General features: G+C 58.3%; 16 protein-coding genes. 8 read left to right on the forward strand and 8 right to left on the reverse strand.

Translation table 11 applies throughout. The features are described 5' to 3' along the window. Positions 1–279 (forward strand): transposase (locus tag DSM25558_RS26395; protein ID WP_143240255.1); only part of this gene is annotated, 279 nt, incomplete at its 5' end. A gap of 192 nt (positions 280–471) precedes the next feature. Here DSM25558_RS26395 and DSM25558_RS26400 read toward each other — a convergent pair. The 5 genes from DSM25558_RS26400 to DSM25558_RS26420 all read right to left on the reverse strand — a co-directional run bounded on the left by DSM25558_RS26400 (position 472) and on the right by DSM25558_RS26420 (position 6,971). Beyond that, a complete protein-coding gene (locus tag DSM25558_RS26400; protein WP_077107611.1) occupies positions 472–1,617 on the reverse strand; it encodes an iron-containing alcohol dehydrogenase in 1,146 nt (381 codons plus the stop codon). After that, positions 1,614–3,002, reverse strand: a complete 1,389-nt coding sequence (locus DSM25558_RS26405) for an aldehyde dehydrogenase family protein (protein ID WP_077107612.1) — start codon at positions 3,000–3,002, stop codon at positions 1,614–1,616. Before DSM25558_RS26405 ends, DSM25558_RS26400 begins: the two co-directional genes overlap by 4 nt. A 77-nt stretch (positions 3,003–3,079) precedes the next feature. After that, the gene (locus DSM25558_RS26410; protein WP_077107613.1) at positions 3,080–4,447 is read right to left on the reverse strand and encodes a glutamine synthetase family protein; all 1,368 of its coding nucleotides are present in this window, start codon (positions 4,445–4,447) and stop codon (positions 3,080–3,082) included. Positions 4,448–4,503: 56 nt separating this feature from the next. Next, positions 4,504–6,018, reverse strand: coding sequence for an amino acid permease (locus DSM25558_RS26415; RefSeq protein ID WP_077107614.1), 1,515 nt, complete (start codon positions 6,016–6,018; stop codon positions 4,504–4,506). A gap of 191 nt (positions 6,019–6,209) precedes the next feature. Continuing rightward, complete coding sequence (locus DSM25558_RS26420; protein ID WP_077107624.1) at positions 6,210–6,971, reverse strand: N-formylglutamate amidohydrolase; 762 nt, start codon at positions 6,969–6,971, stop codon at positions 6,210–6,212. A gap of 177 nt (positions 6,972–7,148) precedes the next feature. On the opposite strand from DSM25558_RS26420, the gene DSM25558_RS26425 reads away from it, so the two are divergent. From DSM25558_RS26425 to DSM25558_RS26450, 6 genes are all read left to right on the forward strand, one after another. Continuing rightward, on the forward strand, positions 7,149–8,033 hold the full coding sequence (locus DSM25558_RS26425) for a MurR/RpiR family transcriptional regulator (RefSeq protein WP_077107615.1): 885 nt from the start codon (positions 7,149–7,151) through the stop codon (positions 8,031–8,033). 207 nt (positions 8,034–8,240) lie between these two features. Next, the gene (locus DSM25558_RS26430; RefSeq protein WP_077107616.1) at positions 8,241–9,347 is read left to right on the forward strand and encodes an ABC transporter substrate-binding protein; all 1,107 of its coding nucleotides are present in this window, start codon (positions 8,241–8,243) and stop codon (positions 9,345–9,347) included. A 94-nt stretch (positions 9,348–9,441) separates the two neighbouring features. Next, entirely contained in the window at positions 9,442–10,332 is an 891-nt protein-coding gene (locus tag DSM25558_RS26435; RefSeq protein ID WP_077107617.1) for an ABC transporter permease, read from the forward strand. After that, on the forward strand, positions 10,329–11,111 hold the full coding sequence (locus tag DSM25558_RS26440; RefSeq protein WP_077107618.1) for an ABC transporter permease: 783 nt from the start codon (positions 10,329–10,331) through the stop codon (positions 11,109–11,111). Before DSM25558_RS26435 ends, DSM25558_RS26440 begins: the two co-directional genes overlap by 4 nt. Positions 11,112–11,122: 11 nt before the next feature. Next, a complete protein-coding gene (locus DSM25558_RS26445) occupies positions 11,123–12,181 on the forward strand; it encodes an ABC transporter ATP-binding protein (RefSeq protein WP_077107619.1) in 1,059 nt (352 codons plus the stop codon). Positions 12,182–12,603: 422 nt separating this feature from the next. Continuing rightward, a complete protein-coding gene (locus tag DSM25558_RS26450; RefSeq protein WP_077107620.1) occupies positions 12,604–13,647 on the forward strand; it encodes a zinc-dependent alcohol dehydrogenase family protein in 1,044 nt (347 codons plus the stop codon). Between the two features lie 245 nt (positions 13,648–13,892). Here DSM25558_RS26450 and DSM25558_RS26455 read toward each other — a convergent pair whose 3' ends face one another. Then, entirely contained in the window at positions 13,893–14,165 is a 273-nt protein-coding gene (locus tag DSM25558_RS26455) for a hypothetical protein (RefSeq protein WP_143240256.1), read from the reverse strand. A 232-nt stretch (positions 14,166–14,397) separates the two neighbouring features. Beyond that, on the reverse strand, positions 14,398–18,174 hold the full coding sequence (metH, locus tag DSM25558_RS26460) for a methionine synthase (protein ID WP_077107622.1): 3,777 nt from the start codon (positions 18,172–18,174) through the stop codon (positions 14,398–14,400). A gap of 393 nt (positions 18,175–18,567) precedes the next feature. Here metH and DSM25558_RS26470 point away from each other — a divergent pair, with 393 nt between their 5' ends. Continuing rightward, positions 18,568–19,815, forward strand: a complete 1,248-nt coding sequence (locus tag DSM25558_RS26470) for an AGE family epimerase/isomerase (protein WP_077107623.1) — start codon at positions 18,568–18,570, stop codon at positions 19,813–19,815. A 148-nt stretch (positions 19,816–19,963) separates the two neighbouring features. Here the strand turns inward: DSM25558_RS26470 and DSM25558_RS28005 are convergent. After that, a partial coding sequence (locus tag DSM25558_RS28005; protein WP_143240257.1) for a transposase occupies positions 19,964–20,210 on the reverse strand: 247 nt, incomplete at its 5' end.

A 20,210-nucleotide genomic window follows, 5' to 3' on the forward strand; every position in this document is an offset into this window, starting at 1 on the left:
CGCCAGATCGCATCGCTTGCGGGACTGGCACCATGGACGCGGCAATCGGGCAAGTGGAAAGGCAAGAGCTTTATCGGTGGCGGGCGCTCGAAGGTGCGGGCTGTCCTGTTCATGGCGGCACTGGTTGCGTCCCGTCACAATCCGTTCCTCAAAGCCTTCCGCGATCGCCTCGTGGCATCCGGCAAGCCCAAGATCGTCGCCATTGTCGCCACCATGCGCAAGCTTCTCACCATCCTCAACGCCATCATCCGGGAAAATAAACCATGGCAAAACGCTTGACTGCCAAGACAGTCGCTCTGCCCTGCCGGGCATCTCCCCCTCAGGTGGGGAGATCGACTCGTGGCGACCTCTCGCACATCTTCGACGTGGAGATTGAAGTGAGGTGGCTCGGCCATCCGATCTCCCCCCTTGAGGGGGAGATGTCCGGTAGGACAGAGGGGGGTGAGCCCCACCCGCCATCATTAGCCAATATCAAAAGCACTCCAGAAACAACGCCTTCGTATTCTCCGCCGTCATCTCCACCGGGTTACCCCCACAACTCGGGTCCTTGATCGCCTCTGCCACAAGCTCATCCACCCGGTCGGGCTTGATACCCATGGCCGTAAGGCTGTCAGGCACGCCAAGCTCCTTACGAAGCTCCAGCACATAATCATAGAAGCCATCGAAGCCGCCTTCGATGCCAAGATAGGCGGCCGCGCGGGCGATCTTGTCTTCTATAACAGGACGGTTGAAGCGCAGGACGGCGGGCATGACGACGGCGTTGGTCATGCCGTGGTGGGTGTTGTAAACCGCGCCGATGGGGTGCGACAGGGAATGGATGGCGCCCAGCCCCTTCTGGAAGGCGACCGCGCCCATGGCGGCGGCGGCCATCATGTTGGAGCGGGCTTCGATGTCCGTGCCGTCTTTGTAGGCGCGCGGCAGATATTCCTTGACGAGACGCAGGCCCTCAAGCGCGATACCGGCACTCATGGGGTGATAGAAGGGCGACGAATAGGCTTCCAAGCAATGGGCAAAGGCGTCCATGCCGGTGCCGACGGTGATGGCCTTGGGCATGCCGACCGTCAGTTCCGGATCGCAGATGACCACGCCGGGCAGAAACTTCGGGTGGAAGATGATCTTCTTCACATGGGTCTGCGAGTTGGTGATGACGCTGGCGCGACCCACCTCAGAACCCGTGCCTGCCGTCGTCGGCACGGCGACGATGGGGGCGATGCCTTCGCTGTTCGCGCGGGTCCACCAGTCGTCGATATCCTCGAAATCCCAAACGGGGCGGGTCTGGCCTGCCATGAAGGCGACAGCCTTGCCGAGATCGAGACCGGAGCCACCGCCGAAGGCGACGACGCCATCATGGCCGCCATCCCTAAAGGCTTTCACGCCTGCTTCGAGATTGATCTCGTTGGGGTTCGGGTCCACCTCGGAAAAGATGGCGCGGCCTAGGCCTGCCTCTTCCAGAATATCCAGCGCGTGGGCCGTGATCGCCATGCTGGCGAGGCCTCTGTCGGTGACGAGCAGCGGCTTCCTTATGCCGAGCGTCTTGCAGGCGTCCGCCAATTCCTTGATGCGGCCGCGTCCCATCTTGATCGGGGTCGGGTAGCTCCAGTTTGCGACGATGTTCATTTCGTGACTTTCTTCAGATGGTAGGATTTTGGACGGGTCAGGTTTTGGAAGCCGATGACCGACAATGAGCCGCCGCGACCGGTATCCTTGACGCCGGTCCAGCAGAGAGCCGGATCGAGGTAATCGGCGCGGTTCATGAAGACGGTACCGGTTTCGATCTCGCGACCGATGCGCCCTGCCCGCTCAGCATCCTGCGTCCACAGCGATGCGGTCAGGCCGTATTTGCTGTCATTCATCAGGCGCAGCGCTTCATCGTCGTTCTTCACCTTCATGATGCCGACGGCGGGGCCGAAGGTTTCCTCGGTCATGAATTCCATGGAATGATCGACATCAACGAGGATTTGCGGCGCGACATAGGCGCTTTCGCCATCATCGGCGGCAAACAGCTTGGGATCGACCAAAGCCTTCGCACCCTTGGAAACCGCATCGGCCACCTGCTGGCGCACGACTTTGGCGAAACGTTTGTTGGCCATCGGGCCCAGCGAAGTCTCCTGCTCCAGCGGGTTGCCGAGCTTGTAGTTCGACACCCAGGCGACGGATTTTTCAACGAAGGCATCGAACAGCGCTTCGTTGACATAGACGCGCTCGATGCCGCAGCAGCATTGACCGGAATTGAAGGTCGCACCGTCCATCAGCGTATCGACCGCCGCATCCAGATCGGCATCTTCCATGACATAGCCGGGGTCCTTGCCGCCGAGTTCCAGACCAAGGCCGGTGAAGGTCCCCGCGGCAGCGCGCTCGATGGCGCGACCGCCTTCGACAGAGCCGGTGAAGTTGACGAAGTTGAACAGGCTTTCGGAAATCAGCGCCGATGTGGTCTGATGGTCGAGGAAGAGGTTGATGAAGACATCCTCAGGCACGCCTGCTTCCACGAAGGCCCGCACCATGCGCTCACCCACCAGCAACGTCTGTGCTGCATGTTTGATGACGACCGTGTTGCCCGCCATCAAGGCAGGCGCAATCGTGTTGATGGCCGTCATGTAAGGGTAATTCCACGGCGCGATGACGAAGACGACGCCGTGCGCTTCGCGCTCGATGCGGCGTTCGAAATCGCCGCTTTCCTCGATGACAAGCGGCGCCAATGCGTCGGCTGCAATCGCTGCGACATAGTTGGAGCGCTCGTTAAAACCCTTGAACTCACCGCCATAGCGAACCGGGCGGCCCATCATGTGGGCCAGTTCCGGCACGACTTCACCCACCATTTCGTTCAGCCGGGCCACACCTTTCAGCACCAGTTGAACGCGATCTTCCAACGGGCGACGCGCCCAGGATTTTTGCGCAGCGCGCACTTTCAATACGGCGGTCCGCGCCGCATCCAGCGACATCGCATCGCGCTCGGCAAAAACCGAACCGTCGATCGGCGAGATATTCTGGATCATGACCATGATGGTTTTCCTATGATTTTATTTGCTTCACATCGGATGATCCGAAAACCGCTTCACACTTTTCGGTCCGATGTTGTTTATGCTCTCTCAAAACCGCGCGCGACTTCCCAGTCGGTCACGCGGCGGTCGTATTCTTCCTGCTCCCACTTTGCGGCGCGAACATAGTGATCGATTACATCATCACCGAAAGCGCCGCGAAGCATTTTCGAACCATTGAGGTGGTCGGTCGCATCGCGAAGCGTTTTGGGGACTTCGCGAATGTCCTTGCCGCCATAGGCGTCGCCTTTAAACTGCGGCTCAAGTTCCAGCTTATTTTCAATGCCGTCAATGCCTGCCGCAAGCAAGGCCGCCATGGCAAGATGCGGATTGATATCCGACCCGCCGACGCGGCATTCGATGCGGATGCCCTTGGTATCGGCACCACAGAGGCGGTAACCTGCCGTGCGGTTATCCGTGCTCCAGATGGCCTTGGTGGGCGCGAAGGTCCCAGCCATGAAGCGCTTGTAGGAGTTGATGTAAGGCGCCAGGAAATAGGTGACTTCGCTGGCGTGCGCCAGAAGCCCCGCCACGTAATGGCGCATCATGTCGGACATGCCGTGTTCGCCTTGTTTGTCGAGGAACATGGGCGTCTTGCCATCCAGGCTCCACAGCGACTGGTGGATGTGCGAGGAGCTGCCTGCGGCATCGTAATTCCATTTGGCGAGGAAGGTGACGGCCTTGCCCTTGGACCAGGCGATTTCCTTGCAGGCGTTTTTGATGATGGCGTGACGGTCGGCCATGGTGAGCGCATCGGCATAGCGAACGTTGAGTTCCACCTGGCCTGCAGAGGCCTCGCCCTTGGTATTTTCGATAGGAATGCCAGCGGCTTGCAGATTGTTTCTGATGGCGCGCATCACCTCTTCTTCCTTGGTGGTCTGGAAGATGTGGTAGTCCTCATTATAGGGGCTGACCAGATTGAGATCGCGGTAGCCACTGGCGCGGGCAGTTTCAAAACTCTGATCGAACAGGAAGAATTCCAGCTCGCTGGCCATGAAGGCCTTGAGGCCCATGGCTTCCAGGCGCGCGACCTGCTTCTTCAAAAGCGCGCGCGGCGAGTGGGCGACTTCGGCGTGGGTGTGGTGGTCATAGGCATCGCACAACACGAGAGCCGTTCCCTCTAGCCACGGAACGCGGTGCAGCGTGGAGAGGTCGGGCTTCAGCGTATAATCGCCGTAACCTTTTTCCCAACTGGTGGATTTGTAACCGGGAACGGTTTCCATCTCCATATCGGTGGCCAGCAGGTAATTGCAGCTATGGGTTTCTTCATAGGCGCTTTCGACGAAAAATTCCGCCTGGAAGCGTTTGCCCATCAGACGACCCTGCATATCCACGAGGCATGCCAGAACCGTGTCTATGCGCCCTTCAGCGACATCCTTTTTAAGCGCGTCGAATGTGTAGGTCGTCATGATGTTTCCTTTTGATTCAATGGGGCGACCGTTGCCGGTCGCCCTTTGGAGTTGGTTCAAGCCTTCGAAGCCGCCGCATTGAGTGCGGCCTGCTTGTGCTCCAGCGCAAATTCCTCCTCCGGCGACAGGATGAGGCGATGACGGCCGACCAGCGCGAAATAGGCGATGGCAACGGCAAACCACAGCGCCACCCAGATTACGCCCTTGGTGAAGTTCGGGTCCTGCACCTGATAGAGCAAGGTTATGACGGCAATGATGATGGTCAGCACAGCGCCGGGAATGCCGAGCGGCGAACGGAAGGGCCGTTCGATATCCGGCAGGTTACGGCGCAGCATGATGAAGGAGATCGCCTGCATAATATAGGAGAACATAGCCCCGAACACGGCCATGTTGAGCAGCACGCTGCCGATGATGCTGCCGCCTTCCGTGGCACCCAGTGCAAACCAGATGGTCATCATGACGGCGAGGCCGACGATGGCACCCGTCAACATCGCCACATGCGGTGTCTTGAACTTGGGGTGCGTGACCGACAGTGCCGTCGGGAAATAGCCCGCACGCGAGAGCGAATAGATCTGGCGGCCTTGCGCATAGAGGATGGTGTGGAAGCTGGCGATGAGGCCCGTGAGAGCCACGAAGCCGAGGAGAACCACGCCGCCATCACCATAGACAGCCTTGAAACCATCCAGCAGCGGCTCTAGCGAAGAACCGAGATGGAAGGCACCGATGCCTGGTAGCGAGGGGTTGAGCAGCACGATCATGAAGGCGGAAATCATCAGCGTGATGATGCCGAGAATGATGCCCTTGGGCATATCGCGCTTCGGATCAACCGATTCTTCGGCGGCCAGCGGCAATTGTTCGATGGCGAGGAACAGCCAGACGGCAAAGGGCAGCGTGGCGAGAACGCCGGAGAAACCGAAGGGGAAGAACGAGCCGTTGCCTTCAGGCAGTTCCACCGCCGCGCCATCCGGGCCGACGCCGATGTTCAGAGCCCAGCGGGAGAAGTCCATATTGGGAATGGCACTGACCCAGAAGAAGACGAGAACAGCAAGCGAAATCAGTGTGATGACCAGCGTTACCTTGAAGGACAGTTCAAGTCCGAAGACGTTGAGCGCCAGAAAGATGACGTAGAACAGCACCCAGAGGAGCGGTGAATAGACCGGGTCTAACCCCAAAATGGAGTTCACATAGGCCGTGATGAAGGTGACGATGACGGCGGGTGTGAGGACGTATTCGACGTTCTCGCAAAGCCCGGTGATAAAGCCGCCCCACGGGCCCATGGCCGTGCGCGCGAAAGAATAGGCCGCGCCCGTATGCGGCAAAGCCGGGCTCATTTCCGCGATGGAGAATGTCAGCCCCAGATACATGACGGCGATGATCATGCCCGCAACCAGCATACCGCCCCAGCCGCCGGTGGCAAAGCCGAAATTCCAACCGGAAAAATGCCCCGAAATAACCGCGCCGACGCCCAGCGCCCAGAGCGACCAGACGCCCGCGTAACGCGAGAGCCCTCTTTTTTCAAAGTAAGATGCGTCAGCCTTCTTATAGCTGACCCCTGATGATGAATTGTCCATGCCGTTCTCTCCTGATCAAGAAAAACAGGCTGTCAGCCAGAATGGCCGATTTTGCCCCAGTCTCGGCGCGACGGAAAACCCATGACGCCATGCACATCTGCTGTTCCCACGTTGCACCCCGGACCTGTCTGGCCTTCTTTGGATATGCAACGGCATTCTTGCTCGGCGGGGCAATTCCCGCCAAAGCGAATTCAGGGGCTGTGAGCGGCGATTGCCTTTGTCAAAAGACCACTCAGAAAATCGGCAGCAGCCCGCTGCCCCTCCTCGTTCTGGATCAGGTCGTTTCTGACCTCGATCATGACGTTCAACAGACCGTTCGGAAGCGCGTGGAGACGCAGCGTGTGCGTTACGCCATCTTCCGGGCCGTAGGGTTCGTTGCGCTCGACCTTGAAAGCCGAGCCCTCGGTGTGACCCAGCATGGCATCCACCAGCCGCGCATCCCTATCGTGCAGCAGGCCGATTTCCACGTCGCGGCGCTTGCCGTGATAGACAGGCGTAAAACTGTGCATCGTCACCAGCACGATGTTGTCGCGTGCAGCAACAAGTTCGCTGACGCGGGTCTGAAACGGGATGTAGAGCGCTGCCGTGCGGGCAAAACGCTCTGCTTCACTCAAATCCGCATTGCCGGGAATGTCGTAGATTTCGCTGGCAACAGGCATGGCGGAAGGCGATTCCGGCGGGCGGTTGCAGTCATAGATCAGCCGGGAATAGTTCTGGTAGATGACGGTGGCGTCGAGGCTTGCCGACAGGAAACGGGTGACGGCGAGAGCACCGGGGTCCCAGGCAATATGGCTTGTGCGCACATCTTCGCTGAGGCCAAGGGTGCCGAAGCGAGCGGGGAGCGTGTGAGAGGCGTGTTCGCAGACGAGCAGCACCCTGCCCTTGCCGAGCGGGTTTTCCACGACAACGGGCTCAGCCTCGTCGCTTGTGAAAAACTGTGCTTGCACCATCATGGTGTACCCCGCTGTCAACATCACTGTCCCCCGACAGTTAGAAAAGAATTCTTCACACATGCCAAAGTGTCAAATGGTTTTTGAAATTTTCTCTTCATTTTTTTGATTGACTCCTTTTCCCCGCCGTATCTTAATCAGCGCTAACAGACCGGCGAAAAGCTCGGCTAGGGGAAAAATTTGCACAGTTCGGCCGCGACCGTTTCGGACGTTATCCAGGCTCATTACGAGACCCTGACGCGTGCCGAAAAGCGCCTTGCGGAAAGTCTTCTCGGCAACTACCCCGTCTCGGGGCTGGGAAGCATTACCATCGTTGCCGAAAATGCCGGCGTCTCTACGCCGACGGTGGCGCGCATGGTGCAGAAGCTGGGTTTCAAAGGGTATGCCGAGTTTCAGGGGCGGCTGCATCAGGAGCTGGAAGCGACGATTTCCAACCCCATCGCCAAGCATGACCGTTGGGCCAGCAACGCGCCGGGCCTGCACATTCTCAACCGCTTTGCCGATGCCATAACGGGAAACCTGCGCGATACGCTGAGCGATCTCGATACGGCATCCTTCGACAATGCTGCCACCCTTCTGGCGGATAGAAAACGCAGCATCTACTTCGTCGGCGGGCGCATTACCGGGGCGATTGCCGAATATTTCTTCACGCATATGCAGGTCATCCGCCCCAAGACGGCGCTGATGTCATCCAATTCCAGTTCATGGCCGCAATATATGCTGAACATGAATGCGGGCGACGTTCTGGTGATCTTCGATATCCGCCGATACGAACAGGACATGGTGACGCTGGCGCAGGTAGCGCACGACAACAATGTCCGTATTCTACTGTTCACCGATCAATGGACATCGCCGGTTTCGCGCTTTGCCGAACATACGTTTCGCGTGCGCATCGAAGCGCCATCCGCATGGGACAGCTCGGTGGTGACGCTGTTCGTGGTGGAAGCGCTGATCGAGGCGGTGCAGAGCAATGGCTGGGACGAAACCCGTCAGCGGATGAATTCGCTGGAAGGCCTGTTCGAGCAGACCCGCCTTTTTCGAAAGCCGGGAAAAGAGGAGAACTGAAGAAAGCGTCCGCCAACGAACAAATGGCGCAACACGAATTTTTTATGTCGTTTCTCAAATATCATGGCGACGAACGGGCGTAATGATGGCAAGAAAACGGCAGAGGCTATGATGAGGGCGAGTTTCGCCTGAAAAAACCGTCACATAACGTTCATGCAACCCACGTACAGCGTCGTCAGACGCATGAGACACAAGAGGAGACTAAACGTGATCTCGCACAGCCGCCGACTGCTATCGCTCACCACTGCCATGGTCATCGCATCCACTGCGATCGCCGCTGCAGCCCCAAGCGCAGAACTCATCGCAGCCGCCAAGAAGGAAGGCGCACTGACGACCATCGCCCTGCCCCACGACTGGTGCGGTTACGGCGACGTCATCGCCTCCTTCAAGGCAAAATATCCTGAAATTCAGGTCAACGAGCTGAACCCGGACGCCGGTTCTGCCGACGAAGTCGAGGCCATCAAGGCCAACAAGGACAACAAGGGCCCACAGGCGCCTGACGTGATCGACGTTGGCCTGGCATTCGGCCCACAGGCCAAGAAGGAAGGTCTTCTCCAGCCTTACAAGGTTTCCACATGGGACGAAATTCCTGACAATGTGAAGGATGCCGACGGCCACTGGTACGGCGACTATTACGGTGTCATGTCCATTCTGGTGAACAAGGATCTGGTATCTAATTCGCCGAAGGAATATGCCGATCTGCTCAAGCCGGAATATTCTGGTCAGGTGGCACTTGCAGGTGACCCGCGCGCTTCCAGCCAGGCAATTCTCAGCGTGCTCGCAGCCGGTCTTTCCACCGGCGCCAAGGACGGCAAGGAAGCCGGTGAAGCTGGACTGAAATATTTCGGCGAGCTGAACAAGGCTGGAAACTTCCTGCCTGTCATCGGCAAGGCTGGTACCGTAGCACAGGGTGCGACGCCGATCGTCGTGACCTGGGACTACAATGCCTTGTCTTGGGCGAAGACTTTGAATGGCAACCCGCCAACAGAAGTCGTCGTGCCGACAAAGGGCGCGTTGGCCGGTGTCTATGTGCAGGGCATTTCCGCCTACGCACCGCATCCAAATGCTGCGAAGCTGTGGATGGAACACCTTTATTCCGACGAAGGACAGCTGGGCTGGTTGAAGGGCTTCTGCCACCCAATCCGCTTCAATGCTTTGGCCAAAGCAAACAAGATTCCAAAGGATCTGCTGGATGCCCTGCCACCAGCAGCAGCCTATGAAAAGGCAATCTTCCCGACACTCGAAGACTTGGATGCCAACAAGGCTGCCGTCACCGGCGGTTGGGACAAGGTTGTCGGCGCGAACGTGAAGTAACGAACGAAACAGCCGCCCCGGTGTAGTCAAAGGCCGGGGCGGCTGGTTTTATAAGATAGAAGACCGCGATGATCGCGGCGTTTGGGAACATCATATGTCATCAAACATCAATGGCGCGCCATCGCGACCAGCAGTCAGGCCTCGCCTGAAGCTGGAGTGGCTGGGCGTTCTGCCATTTGCCATTTTTATAGTACTTTTTTTGATCATGCCGACGATGAAAATCGTCCTTGGCGCTTTTCAGACGCCCGATGGCAGCTTTACTTTAGAAAACATTGCGGGCCTTTTCACCGCTTCCATTCTGTCAGCCTACTGGATTTCCATCAAGATCAGCGTCGCCTCCGCTTTTCTCGGCTGTCTGATCGGGTTTGGCGTCGCAACTGCCGTTGTTCTCGGCGGCCTGCCGCAGAGAATTCGCTCGCCGCTTTTGACCTTTTCCGGCGTCGCATCGCAATTTGCAGGCGTTCCGCTGGCCTTCGCCTTCATCGCCACACTTGGGCCGGTCGGCCTCGTCACCGTGTTTTTGAAAACGCAGCTGGGCCTTGATCTGCGCCTGTTGGGCTTCAACATTCTGTCTTTCTGGGGCCTGACGGTCACCTATCTGTTTTTCCAGATACCGCTGATGATCCTCATCATTACGCCTGCACTTGATGGTCTGAAGCGCGAATGGCGCGAGGCGGCAGAAATTTTAGGCGCGAGCGGCTTTCAATATTGGCGCATGGTGGCCTTCCCCATTCTGCTGCCATCGATCCTCGGCACATTCTCGCTGCTGTTTGCCAATGCATTCGGCGCAGTTGCCACGGCGATTGCGCTCACCGGCTCCTCGCTCAACATCGTCCCGATCCTGCTGTTTGCGCAAATCCGCGGTGATGTGCTGGGCAATCCCAATCTCGGTTATGCGCTGGCCTTCGGCATGATCCTTGTCACCTGTATTGCCAACACGCTCTATATCTGGATGCGCACGCGCAGCGAAAGGTGGCTGAAATGAAGCGTCTATTCGCCTGGGGTGCGCTGCTGTTCGGCATGCTCTACTTCGCTCTGCCCTTGATCGGCATGACGAATTTTTCCTTGAAAATGCGCCGCGGCGAATATTCGTTCGACGCCTATGGCAAGGTGCTGAGCGATCCGCGCTTTCAGGAGACGTTCACCTTCTCAATCATGATGGCGCTATGTACCATCATTTTCGGCATACTGCTGGTTGTTCCCACAGCCTATTGGGTGCGACTGAAACTGCCAGCGCTTCGTCCCGTCATCGAATTCATCACGCTTCTGCCGCTGGTCATTCCGGCCATCGTCATCGTGTTCGGTTATATCAGGCTCTACAACACCTCCAGCTGGCTGCCGTTAACGGGGACGACATCGGGCACCAACCTGCTTCTGGTGTTCGGTTACACGACGCTCGCGCTGCCCTATATGTACCGCGCCGTCGATACCGGGCTTCGCACCATCGACATCACCACGCTTACCGAAGCCGCGCAAAGCCTGGGCGCGGGATGGACAACCATTCTCGCCCGCATCATTTTGCCGAATGTGCTGGTTGCGGTGCTATCGGGTGCGTTCCTAACCTTTGCAATCGTCATCGGTGAATTCACCATGGCAGCGCTTTTGAACCGCCCGGCCTTTGGTCCTTACATGCAATTGCTGGGTGCCAACCGCGCCTATGAGCCTGCTGCCCTTGCCGTCATTTCCTTCGGCATCACCTGGGGCTGCCTAGGCCTTATTCAACTCGTCTCGCGCTATCAAAAAGGCGCGCCTCCCAAGGCCTGAGGACTTATTTTATGAGCTTTTTGACACTGCACAACATCAGAAAATCCTTTGGCCAAGTTCAGGTCGTCCATGATTTCAACATGGCGATCGAACAGGGAGAATTCGTTTCCTTCCTCGGACCATCCGGCTGCGGCAAGACCACCATCTTGCGCATGATCGCCGGTTTCGAAACGCCCAGCGAAGGCTCAATCGTCATCAACGGTAAGGACCAGACGACGCTGAAACCCAACCAGCGCAATATCGGCATGGTGTTTCAGGCCTATGCGCTGTTTCCCAACATGAACGTCTACGAAAACGTCGCCTTCGGCCTCAAGATCGCAGGCAAGCCCAAGGCGGAAATCGATGCGCGGGTGAAAGAAATGCTGGCGCTGATCCATCTGGATCATCTGGCCGACCGTTACCCCTACCAGATGTCCGGCGGGCAGCAGCAGCGCGTGGCACTGGCACGTGCGCTGGCCCCCAAGCCGCAGGTGCTGCTGCTGGACGAGCCGCTTTCGGCGCTCGATGCCAAGATCCGCGTGTCGCTACGTGAGGAAATCCGCAGCATTCAACGCAAGCTCGGCATCACCACCATTTTCGTGACCCATGATCAGGAAGAAGCCCTCACCATCTCCGACCGCATCGTGGTGATGAATGCCGGACGCGCCGACCAGATCGGAACACCCTTCGATATTTACAACAAGCCAACGACCCGGTTCGTGGCATCGTTCGTGGGTACGTTGAACCTGATCGATGCTACCGTTGTTGATGCGAGCACCAGCACGATACAAATGGGCGATCAGCAGGTTTCGCTGAAAAAGCCGCTGGGCAAAGGCAATGGCGAGAAGGTCACCGTGGCGTTGCGGCCCGAGGCCGGTTCTCTGGGTGAAGCCAATGTCGGTGACGTCGCCATATCAGGCATCGTAACCTCCAGCCACTTCCTCGGCTCGGTCATTCGCACGCGCATGGATGTGGGCGGTGCGACGCTCTCCTTCGATATGTTCAATGATCCCGGCAAGACACCACCCGCGATTGGTGAGCGGATTACGCTGAAATTTGCATCGGACGATTTGATGATTGTGGCAGACTGACAGCTCTCAAGGCTTCGCCGATAATTGTGGGGCAGTGGGTGTGGCTTACCCCCCTCTGTCCTGCCGGACATCTCCCCCTCAGGTGGGGAGATCGACTCGTGGTGATCGCTCGATTATCTCTAACGTCGCGGTAGAGGCAGGGAGCGCGCGCCCAGCCGATCTCCCCCCTTGAGGGGGAGATGTCCGGCAGGACAGAGGGGGGTAACCACACCCATTGCCTTTCAACGCGCCAAGGACAGAACCTCCTCTCCAAAAAGAGATCCGACTCTTTAGTGACGACGGTATCGGGAGATACCACCACCAGATATCGGCGAACCCATCACGCCGAAATTTGCATCAGAACATTTGATGATTGTAGCAGACTGACGCACTGTTTCCGACTGGGAGATCGGGCTAGACAAGGCCATCTCAGGAGAAAACGCATGCGCGCATTATTCTACGAACGCTTCGGTGAAACGCCCATCATCGCCAACCTGCCGGACCCGGAACCAACGCCAGGTGGCGTGGTGATCTCGGTCAAGGCGACAGGTCTGTGCCGCAGCGACTGGCACGGCTGGATGGGCCATGACAGCGACATCCGCCTGCCGCATGTGCCGGGCCATGAATTTGCGGGCGTGATTTCTGCTGTCGGCAAAAACGTCATGCGCTTCAAGGTCGGTGACCGCGTTACCGTGCCGTTCGTGTCTGGCTGCGGTCATTGCCAGGAATGCCGCTCCGGCAACCAGCAGGTTTGCGAAACGCAGTTCCAGCCAGGCTTTACCCACTGGGGCTCCTACGCCGAATATGTCGCCATCGATTATGCCGACCAGAACCTCGTGCATATGCCCGATGAGATGGGCTTCGATACCGCCGCCAGCCTCGGCTGCCGCTTCGCTACCTCGTTCCGTGCCGTGGTCGATCAGGGACGGCTGAAGGGCGGCGAATGGCTGGCTGTGCATGGCTGCGGCGGCGTTGGCCTCTCCGCCATCATGATCGGTGCCGGGCTCGGCGCACAGGTCGTCGCCATCGACATTGCCGAGGACAAGCTGGCGCTGGCGAAAGAGCTGGGCGCGATCGCCACCATCAACAGCCGCGAGGTTTCTGACGTAAGCGAAGCCGTGCGCGAGATCACCGGCGGCGGCGCGCATGTCTCCGTGGACGCGCTGGGCCATCCGCAAACCTGCTGCAACTCCATCACCAACCTGCGCCGTCGCGGCCGCCATGTGCAGGTGGGACTGATGCTGGCGGATCATTCCATGCCGCAGATACCGATGGCGCGGGTGATTGCGCATGAGCTGGAAATTTATGGCAGCCACGGCATGCAGGCCTGGCGCTATGACGATATGCTGGCGATGATCAACTCCGGCAAGCTTTCGCCGGAAAAGCTGATCGGGCGGCATATTTCGTTGTCGGATGCGGTGATTACTTTGCCCGCGATGGACACGTTCAGGGATAGCGGGATTAGTATTATTGATCGGTTTGAGTAGGTATGAGTGGGCGTTGGTGGGTTTGGCTTACCCCCCTCTGCCCTGCCGGGCATCTCCCCCTCAGGTGGGGAGATCGACTCGTGGTTAGCTTTTGGCCATCTTGAACGTTGCGAAGGCTGTTCCCCGATCTAGGGCTGAGATAGAGCGAGGTGCTCGCCTCTAGCTGATCTCCCCCCTTGAGGGGGAGATGTCCGGCAGGACAGAGGGGGGTGTGCCCCACCCGCTGACGTGACCGAAATCCCCACTCAAGCCGCAGCGATAGCCGCCAAAATCGTCATCAGCGCAGCAATCCGATTGATCTTGCTGGCGGTATAGGATGCGACGCCGTCTTTGCCGCGAACGAGGCGCGCGCCCAGATAAAGAATCGTGTGGGCGATGAAAAAGAAGACGATGGGGCCGATGAAGAGCGCGCCGACACCCTCGCCCCAATTGCCGTCGCTTGCTGCTCCAGTTACGAAACCGGCGCTCAAAATCATGAGGGTGACGAGGACCATCACGAGAGAAGAAAGCTGCTGCACGTTAACCTCCAGATGAGGGCCGATGATCGATTTAGCAACCCATAGATACATTCATACAATCTAATATTACGTAAAAGCTTTGTCGACAATTCTGTCTTCCGGTCGAAATATAGAAGGGACGAGCAGCAGCCAGAACGACAAAAAGCGCGGAATGATCCGCGCTTTTTTGTTTTCAAATCAATGAGTAAGACCCAACTTCAGAATCAACCCGGCAACCACATGAATCGGATTGTCAGGCGGCGGTCTCGACCTCTTTTTCAGCCTCGACAGGTACGTAGTTCAGCACCGGCCCCAGCCAGCGCTCGATCTCCTTAACAGGCATACCCTTACGCTGAGCATAGTCCTCGACCTGGTCCCGCTCCACCTTGGCGACGCCGAAATAGTAGCTTTCGGGGTGGCCGATATAGAGGCCGGAGACGGAGGAGCCGGGCCACATGGCGTAGCTTTCGGTCAGCACCACGCCCGTTTCTTCCGTTGCATCCAGCAGGCGGAACAGGGTTTCCTTTTCGGTGTGATCAGGCTGGGCCGGATAGCCGGGGGCTGGGCGTATGCCGGCATAGGCCTCACCGATCAGATCGTCGGGGCCGAAGCTTTCATTCGCGGCGTAACCCCAATATTCCTTGCGCACACGCTCATGCATGCGCTCGGCAAAGGCTTCGGCGAAACGGTCGGCCAGGGCCTTGACGAGGATGGAGGAGTAATCGTCATTGGCCCGCTCGAAGCGCTCGGCAATCGCCACTTCCTCGATGCCCGCTGTCACCACGAATCCACCGACATAATCGGTAACATCAGTGTCCTGCGGCATGACGAAATCCGACAGCGCCACATTGGGGCGGCCATCGCGCTTGGATAGTTGCTGGCGAAGCGTGAAGAAGGTAGCCAGTTCCTTGGCGCGCGTCTCATCCGTAAACAGACGGATATCATCGCCCACCGCATTGGCGGGCCAGAAGCCGATCACGGCGCGCGGGCGGAACCATTGTTCGTCAATGATCTTCTTCAACATCGCCTGCGCATCGGCGAAGAGCTGACGCGCCGCCTCGCCCTGCTTCTCGTCTTCGAGAATCGCGGGGTAACGGCCCTTCATTTCCCATGTCTGGAAGAAGGGCGTCCAGTCGATGTATTTGGCAAGCTCTTCCAGATCATAGGTCTCGAAGGTCTTGGTGCCGAGGAATTGCGGCTTGACCGGCTGATAGGCCGTCCAATCCACCTTGTGGGCGTTGGCGCGCGCACGAGCCAAAGGCAGGCGCAGCTTTTCGCGTTCGTTGCGGGCATGCGCTTCCGACACCTTGGCATATTCCGCCCTGATACCATCGATATAGGCAGGCTTCTGATCCTCGGACAGCAGCGCAGACACGACACCCACAGCGCGCGAGGCATCGGTGACGTAGATCGCCTGCCCCTTCTCATAGCGCGGATGGATTTTGACCGCCGTGTGGACGCGGCTGGTCGTGGCACCGCCGATGAGCAGCGGAATGTTGAAGCCCTGACGCTCCATCTCGGCGGCGACGTGCACCATCTCATCCAGCGACGGCGTGATGAGGCCGGACAGGCCGATGACATCGACCTCTTCGGCAATGGCCGTTTCCAGAATCTTGGTGGCAGGCACCATGACGCCAAGGTCGATGATCTCGTAATTGTTGCAGGCGAGAACGACGCCGACGATGTTTTTGCCGATATCGTGCACATCACCCTTCACGGTCGCCATCAGAACCTTGCCCGCGGCCTTACGCTGATCGCCGCCATTCAGGCGCTTTTCCTCTTCCATGTAGGGCAGAAGAACGGCCACGGCCTGTTTCATGACGCGGGCGGATTTGACGACCTGCGGTAGGAACATCTTGCCCGAACCGAACAGATCGCCCACCACATTCATGCCCGCCATCAGCGGTCCTTCGATGACATGCAGCGGACGGGCCGCCTGTTGGCGCGCCTCTTCCGTATCGGCCTCGATATAATCGGTAAGGCCGTTGACCAGCGCATGCGACAGCCTCTTTTCAACCGGCCATTCGCGCCAGGCCAGATCCTGCACTCGTGCTTCACGGCCCGGACCACCACGGAAACGCTCGGCAATTTCCAGCAGTCGCTCGGTGCCATCGGCACGACGGTTCAGCACCACGTCTTCGCAGGCTTCGCGCAGTTCCGGATCAATGCTTTCATAGACGGCCAGCTGACCGGCATTGACGATGCCCATATCCATGCCGACCTGAATGGCGTGATACAGGAACACCGCGTGCATGGCTTCGCGAACCGGCTCATTGCCGCGGAAGGAGAAGGACAGGTTGGAAACGCCGCCGGAAATATGCACCAGCGGCATGGTTTCGCGGATGGTGCGCGTGGCATTGATGAAATCGACGCCGTAATTGTTGTGTTCTTCGATACCCGTTGCGACGGCAAAGACGTTGGGGTCGAAGATGATGTCTTCTGGGAAAATGCCTGCCTTTTCGGTCAAAATCTTGTAGGCGCGGGTGCAGATTTCCACCTTGCGCTCATAGGTATCGGCTTGGCCCACCTCATCGAACGCCATGACGACGACGGCGGCACCGTAATGGCGCACCAAACGCGCCTGCTCCAGAAACTTCTCTTCGCCTTCCTTCAGCGAGATGGAGTTGACGATGGATTTGCCCTGAACACATTTCAGGCCAGCCTCGATGATCTCCCACTTGGAGCTGTCGATCATGACAGGCACACGGGCAATATCCGGCTCGGCAGCAATGAGGTTGAGGAATTCGACCATGGCCTTCTGGCTGTCGATCAGGCCTTCATCCATGTTGATGTCGATGATCTGCGCGCCGTTTTCCACCTGGTCGCGGGCGACAGCGAGAGCGGCGGTATAATCGCCAGCGGTGATGAGCTTGCGGAATTTGGCCGAACCGGTGACATTGGTGCGCTCGCCGACATTGACGAAGGGAATGTCCTTGGTCAGCACGAAAGGCTCGAGACCCGACAGAGACATGAAGGAGCGGTGTTCGGCCACCTTGCGCGGCGCGTGACCGGCAACGGCATCGGCAATGGCGCGGATGTGCTCTGGCGTCGAGCCGCAGCAGCCGCCGACCACGTTGACGAGGCCTTCGCGGGCAAATTCTGCGACTTGCGCGGCCATCATCTCGGGCGTTTCATCATACTGGCCGAATTCGTTCGGCAGGCCCGCATTCGGATAGGCGCAGATGAAGGTATCTGCAACCTCAGACAGTTCCTGCAAATGCGGGCGCATGGCGCTGGCACCCAGCGCGCAGTTGAGGCCGACGGTAAAGGGGTTGGCGTGGCGCACGGAGTTCCAGAAGGCAGACGGCGTCTGGCCCGACAGCGTGCGGCCGGAAAGGTCTGTGATCGTGCCCGAGATCATCACGGGCAGGTGAATGCCCTTGGCGGCGAAGCGTTCTTCGCAGGCAAAGATCGCGGCCTTGGCGTTCAGCGTATCGAAAATGGTCTCAATCAGAATGAGATCCGCACCACCATCGATCAAGCCATCGATCTGCTCACCATAGGCCACACGCAGGTCATCGAAGCTGACGGCGCGGTAGCCGGGGTTGTTCACGTCTGGCGAAATGGAGGCCGTGCGGTTGGTGGGGCCGATGGCACCGGCCACGAAACGGCGACGACCGTCTTCCCGCTCCGCACGCTGGGCGGCACGGCGCACGATGAAGGCACCTTCGCGGTTGAGATCATAGACGGCATTTTCCATCTCGTAATCCGCCTGCGCAATGCGGGTGGAGGAAAACGTGTTGGTTTCGAGAATATCCGCACCCGCCATGGCATAGCGATAATGGATCTCTTCGATCGCATCCGGCTGGGAGAGAATGAGAAGGTCGTTGTTGCCCTGCTGATGACAGGCGCAGCCGATGAAGCGATCACCCCGGAAATGGTCTTCATCGAAGCCCAGCCCCTGGATTTGCGTTCCCATGGCGCCATCGAGAATGAGGATGCGTTCCTGAGCGGCCTGTCGGATCGCTTTCAGGATTTCCGCGCCGTCACGCTTGTTGCCCCCTACAGGGCCAAACAGATCGTCCAACATCGGTATACTCCTCATTCACTCGCTGATTTGCAGTTCGTCAGTCACATAAAGATATCTTTATGTCAATATATCGCTCATTTCCAGCTTTGGTTTTGCGTTCTAACTCAAGGGTACGAAATTTCCGTTATGGATGACACTGTTACGTCCCAAAGATATAGAGAATATCTGAGTGTACGATACAACGGTCTCAAGAGTGACTTCTACTGCCTCCCTCATTCCTGTCCTTGTGACAGGAATCCAGCCGCCGCGCGTCTGTGCGGCGAAGAGGTTCTTTCAGCCCAAAGACTTGGGCTGGCTGGATTCCTGTGACAAGCACAGGAATGAGGGGTGGAGGCACTGACTTTCAGGCACCGTTGTAACGCCTGCCGCTAAAGACATGAACGAGGAGAAAACATGACCGAAACGGAACACGCGAAGGCGAACTGGAGCACCCTGCCCTGGCACCGGCAATGGCTGGCAAAGCAGGCGGAGGGTTTGTTCGACTTCTTCCAGTACCGCGCCATCAATCCCAAGGGCGGTTTTTTCGATCTGGATCGTGAGGGTGCTCCGCTTCAGCCGGAAAACCCGGTGCGGGGCATCCACGCCTCTGCGCGCATGGTGCATTGCTTCTCCATTGGCCATCTGCTGGGCCGCCCCGGCTGTGGCGATATCATCGACCATGGCATGACCTATCTGTGGAACAAGCACCGCGACGCCGAGCACGGCGGGTATTTCTGGCAGGTGGATGAGAACGGCCCGGTCGATGCCAGCAAGCAGGGTTACGGCCATGCTTTCGTGCTGCTGGCCGCCTCATCGGCAAAAACCGTTGGTCACCCGCTGGCCGATAAAATGCTGGCCGACATTACTGACGTTCTGGACACCCGGTTCTGGGAAGAAAAGCACGGGGCCATCAACGAGGAATTCTACCGCGACTGGTCTCCCATCGAGAATTACCGCGGCCAGAACTCCAACATGCACCTGACGGAGGCGCTGATGGCGGCCTTCGAAGCGACCGGCGACAAGAGCTACCTGACCAAGGCCGAGCGCATTGCCGATCTCGTCATCCGTCGTGCCGCCGGTGCGCTGGATTTCCGCGTACCTGAGCATTTCGATGAAAACTGGGTGCTGGACAAGGATTATCGCGGCAACGAGATGTTCCGTCCTTCCGGCTCCACCCCCGGGCATTGGTTGGAATGGGCGCGCCTTATTCTTCAGCTCTGGGTGCTGGGCGAGCGCAAGCATGAGTGGATGCCGACAGCGGCCAAATCGCTGTTCGTGCAATCCATGTCGCTGGGCTGGGACCGCGAAAAAGGCGGCTTCTTCTACACGCTGGATTGGGACAACATACCCGCCAAAACGGAAAAGCTCTGGTGGCCGATGTGCGAGGCCGCCGGTGCGGCGCACTTCCTCAACGAGCACCTGCCCGCCGATGAGTTCTACGAAGACAGCTATCGCCGCATCTGGAGCACCATCGCCAACAGCTTCCTCGACCACAAACACGGCGGCTGGCACGAGGAACTGACGGAAAATCTGGTACCCGCCAACACCATCTTCCCCGGCAAGGGCGACATCTACCACGCCCTGCAAGCCTGCCTCATTCCGCTGTTTCCAGCGGATGGCAGTTTGACGAAGGTGATTTCGGAAAAGGGCGGGCGGTTTTAGGGGTTTCTTGGGCAGGTAGCACCACATTCACCACCGTCACCCCGCACTTGATGCGGGGTCCAGCAGACGCGCGTCTGCGCGGCGTAAAAAGTTCTTTCAGCCCAAGGACTTGGGCTGACTGGATCCCGCATCAAGCAACCGTGGACGATCAAGTAAAAGCAGGGTCTGTTTTTGCGATTGCGTTGAGGATGGTTATGAGCTTTCGGATTGTTGCGACGATGGCGATCTTAAAGGTTTTTCCGTTGCTGCGCAGGCGCTGGTAGAAAGTGCCGAGAATGGGATCCTTGATCTTGATTGCGCTCAGCGCGGCCATGTAGGCAATGTCGCGCAGATGCTTGCGTCCTCCAGAGCATTTGCCTCTGCGGTTCGAACTGCCGGATTGGCGCGCATGGGGA

The organism is Agrobacterium sp. DSM 25558 (assembly GCF_900100825.1).
Classification (GTDB): Bacteria; Pseudomonadota; Alphaproteobacteria; order Rhizobiales; family Rhizobiaceae; genus Agrobacterium.

Coding starts and splice junctions, on each gene's coding strand:
- DSM25558_RS26400 (WP_077107611.1), bottom strand. CDS start 1,617: ATGAACATCGTCGCAAACTGGAGCTACCCGACCCCGATCAAGATGGGA.
- DSM25558_RS26405 (WP_077107612.1), bottom strand. CDS start 3,002: ATGGTCATGATCCAGAATATCTCGCCGATCGACGGTTCGGTTTTTGCC.
- DSM25558_RS26410 (WP_077107613.1), bottom strand. CDS start 4,447: ATGACGACCTACACATTCGACGCGCTTAAAAAGGATGTCGCTGAAGGG.
- DSM25558_RS26415 (WP_077107614.1), bottom strand. CDS start 6,018: ATGGACAATTCATCATCAGGGGTCAGCTATAAGAAGGCTGACGCATCT.
- DSM25558_RS26420 (WP_077107624.1), bottom strand. CDS start 6,971: ATGATGGTGCAAGCACAGTTTTTCACAAGCGACGAGGCTGAGCCCGTT.
- DSM25558_RS26435 (WP_077107617.1), top strand. CDS start 9,442: ATGTCATCAAACATCAATGGCGCGCCATCGCGACCAGCAGTCAGGCCT.
- DSM25558_RS26440 (WP_077107618.1), top strand. CDS start 10,329: ATGAAGCGTCTATTCGCCTGGGGTGCGCTGCTGTTCGGCATGCTCTAC.
- DSM25558_RS26445 (WP_077107619.1), top strand. CDS start 11,123: ATGAGCTTTTTGACACTGCACAACATCAGAAAATCCTTTGGCCAAGTT.
- DSM25558_RS26450 (WP_077107620.1), top strand. CDS start 12,604: ATGCGCGCATTATTCTACGAACGCTTCGGTGAAACGCCCATCATCGCC.
- metH (WP_077107622.1), bottom strand. CDS start 18,174: ATGTTGGACGATCTGTTTGGCCCTGTAGGGGGCAACAAGCGTGACGGC.
- DSM25558_RS26470 (WP_077107623.1), top strand. CDS start 18,568: ATGACCGAAACGGAACACGCGAAGGCGAACTGGAGCACCCTGCCCTGG.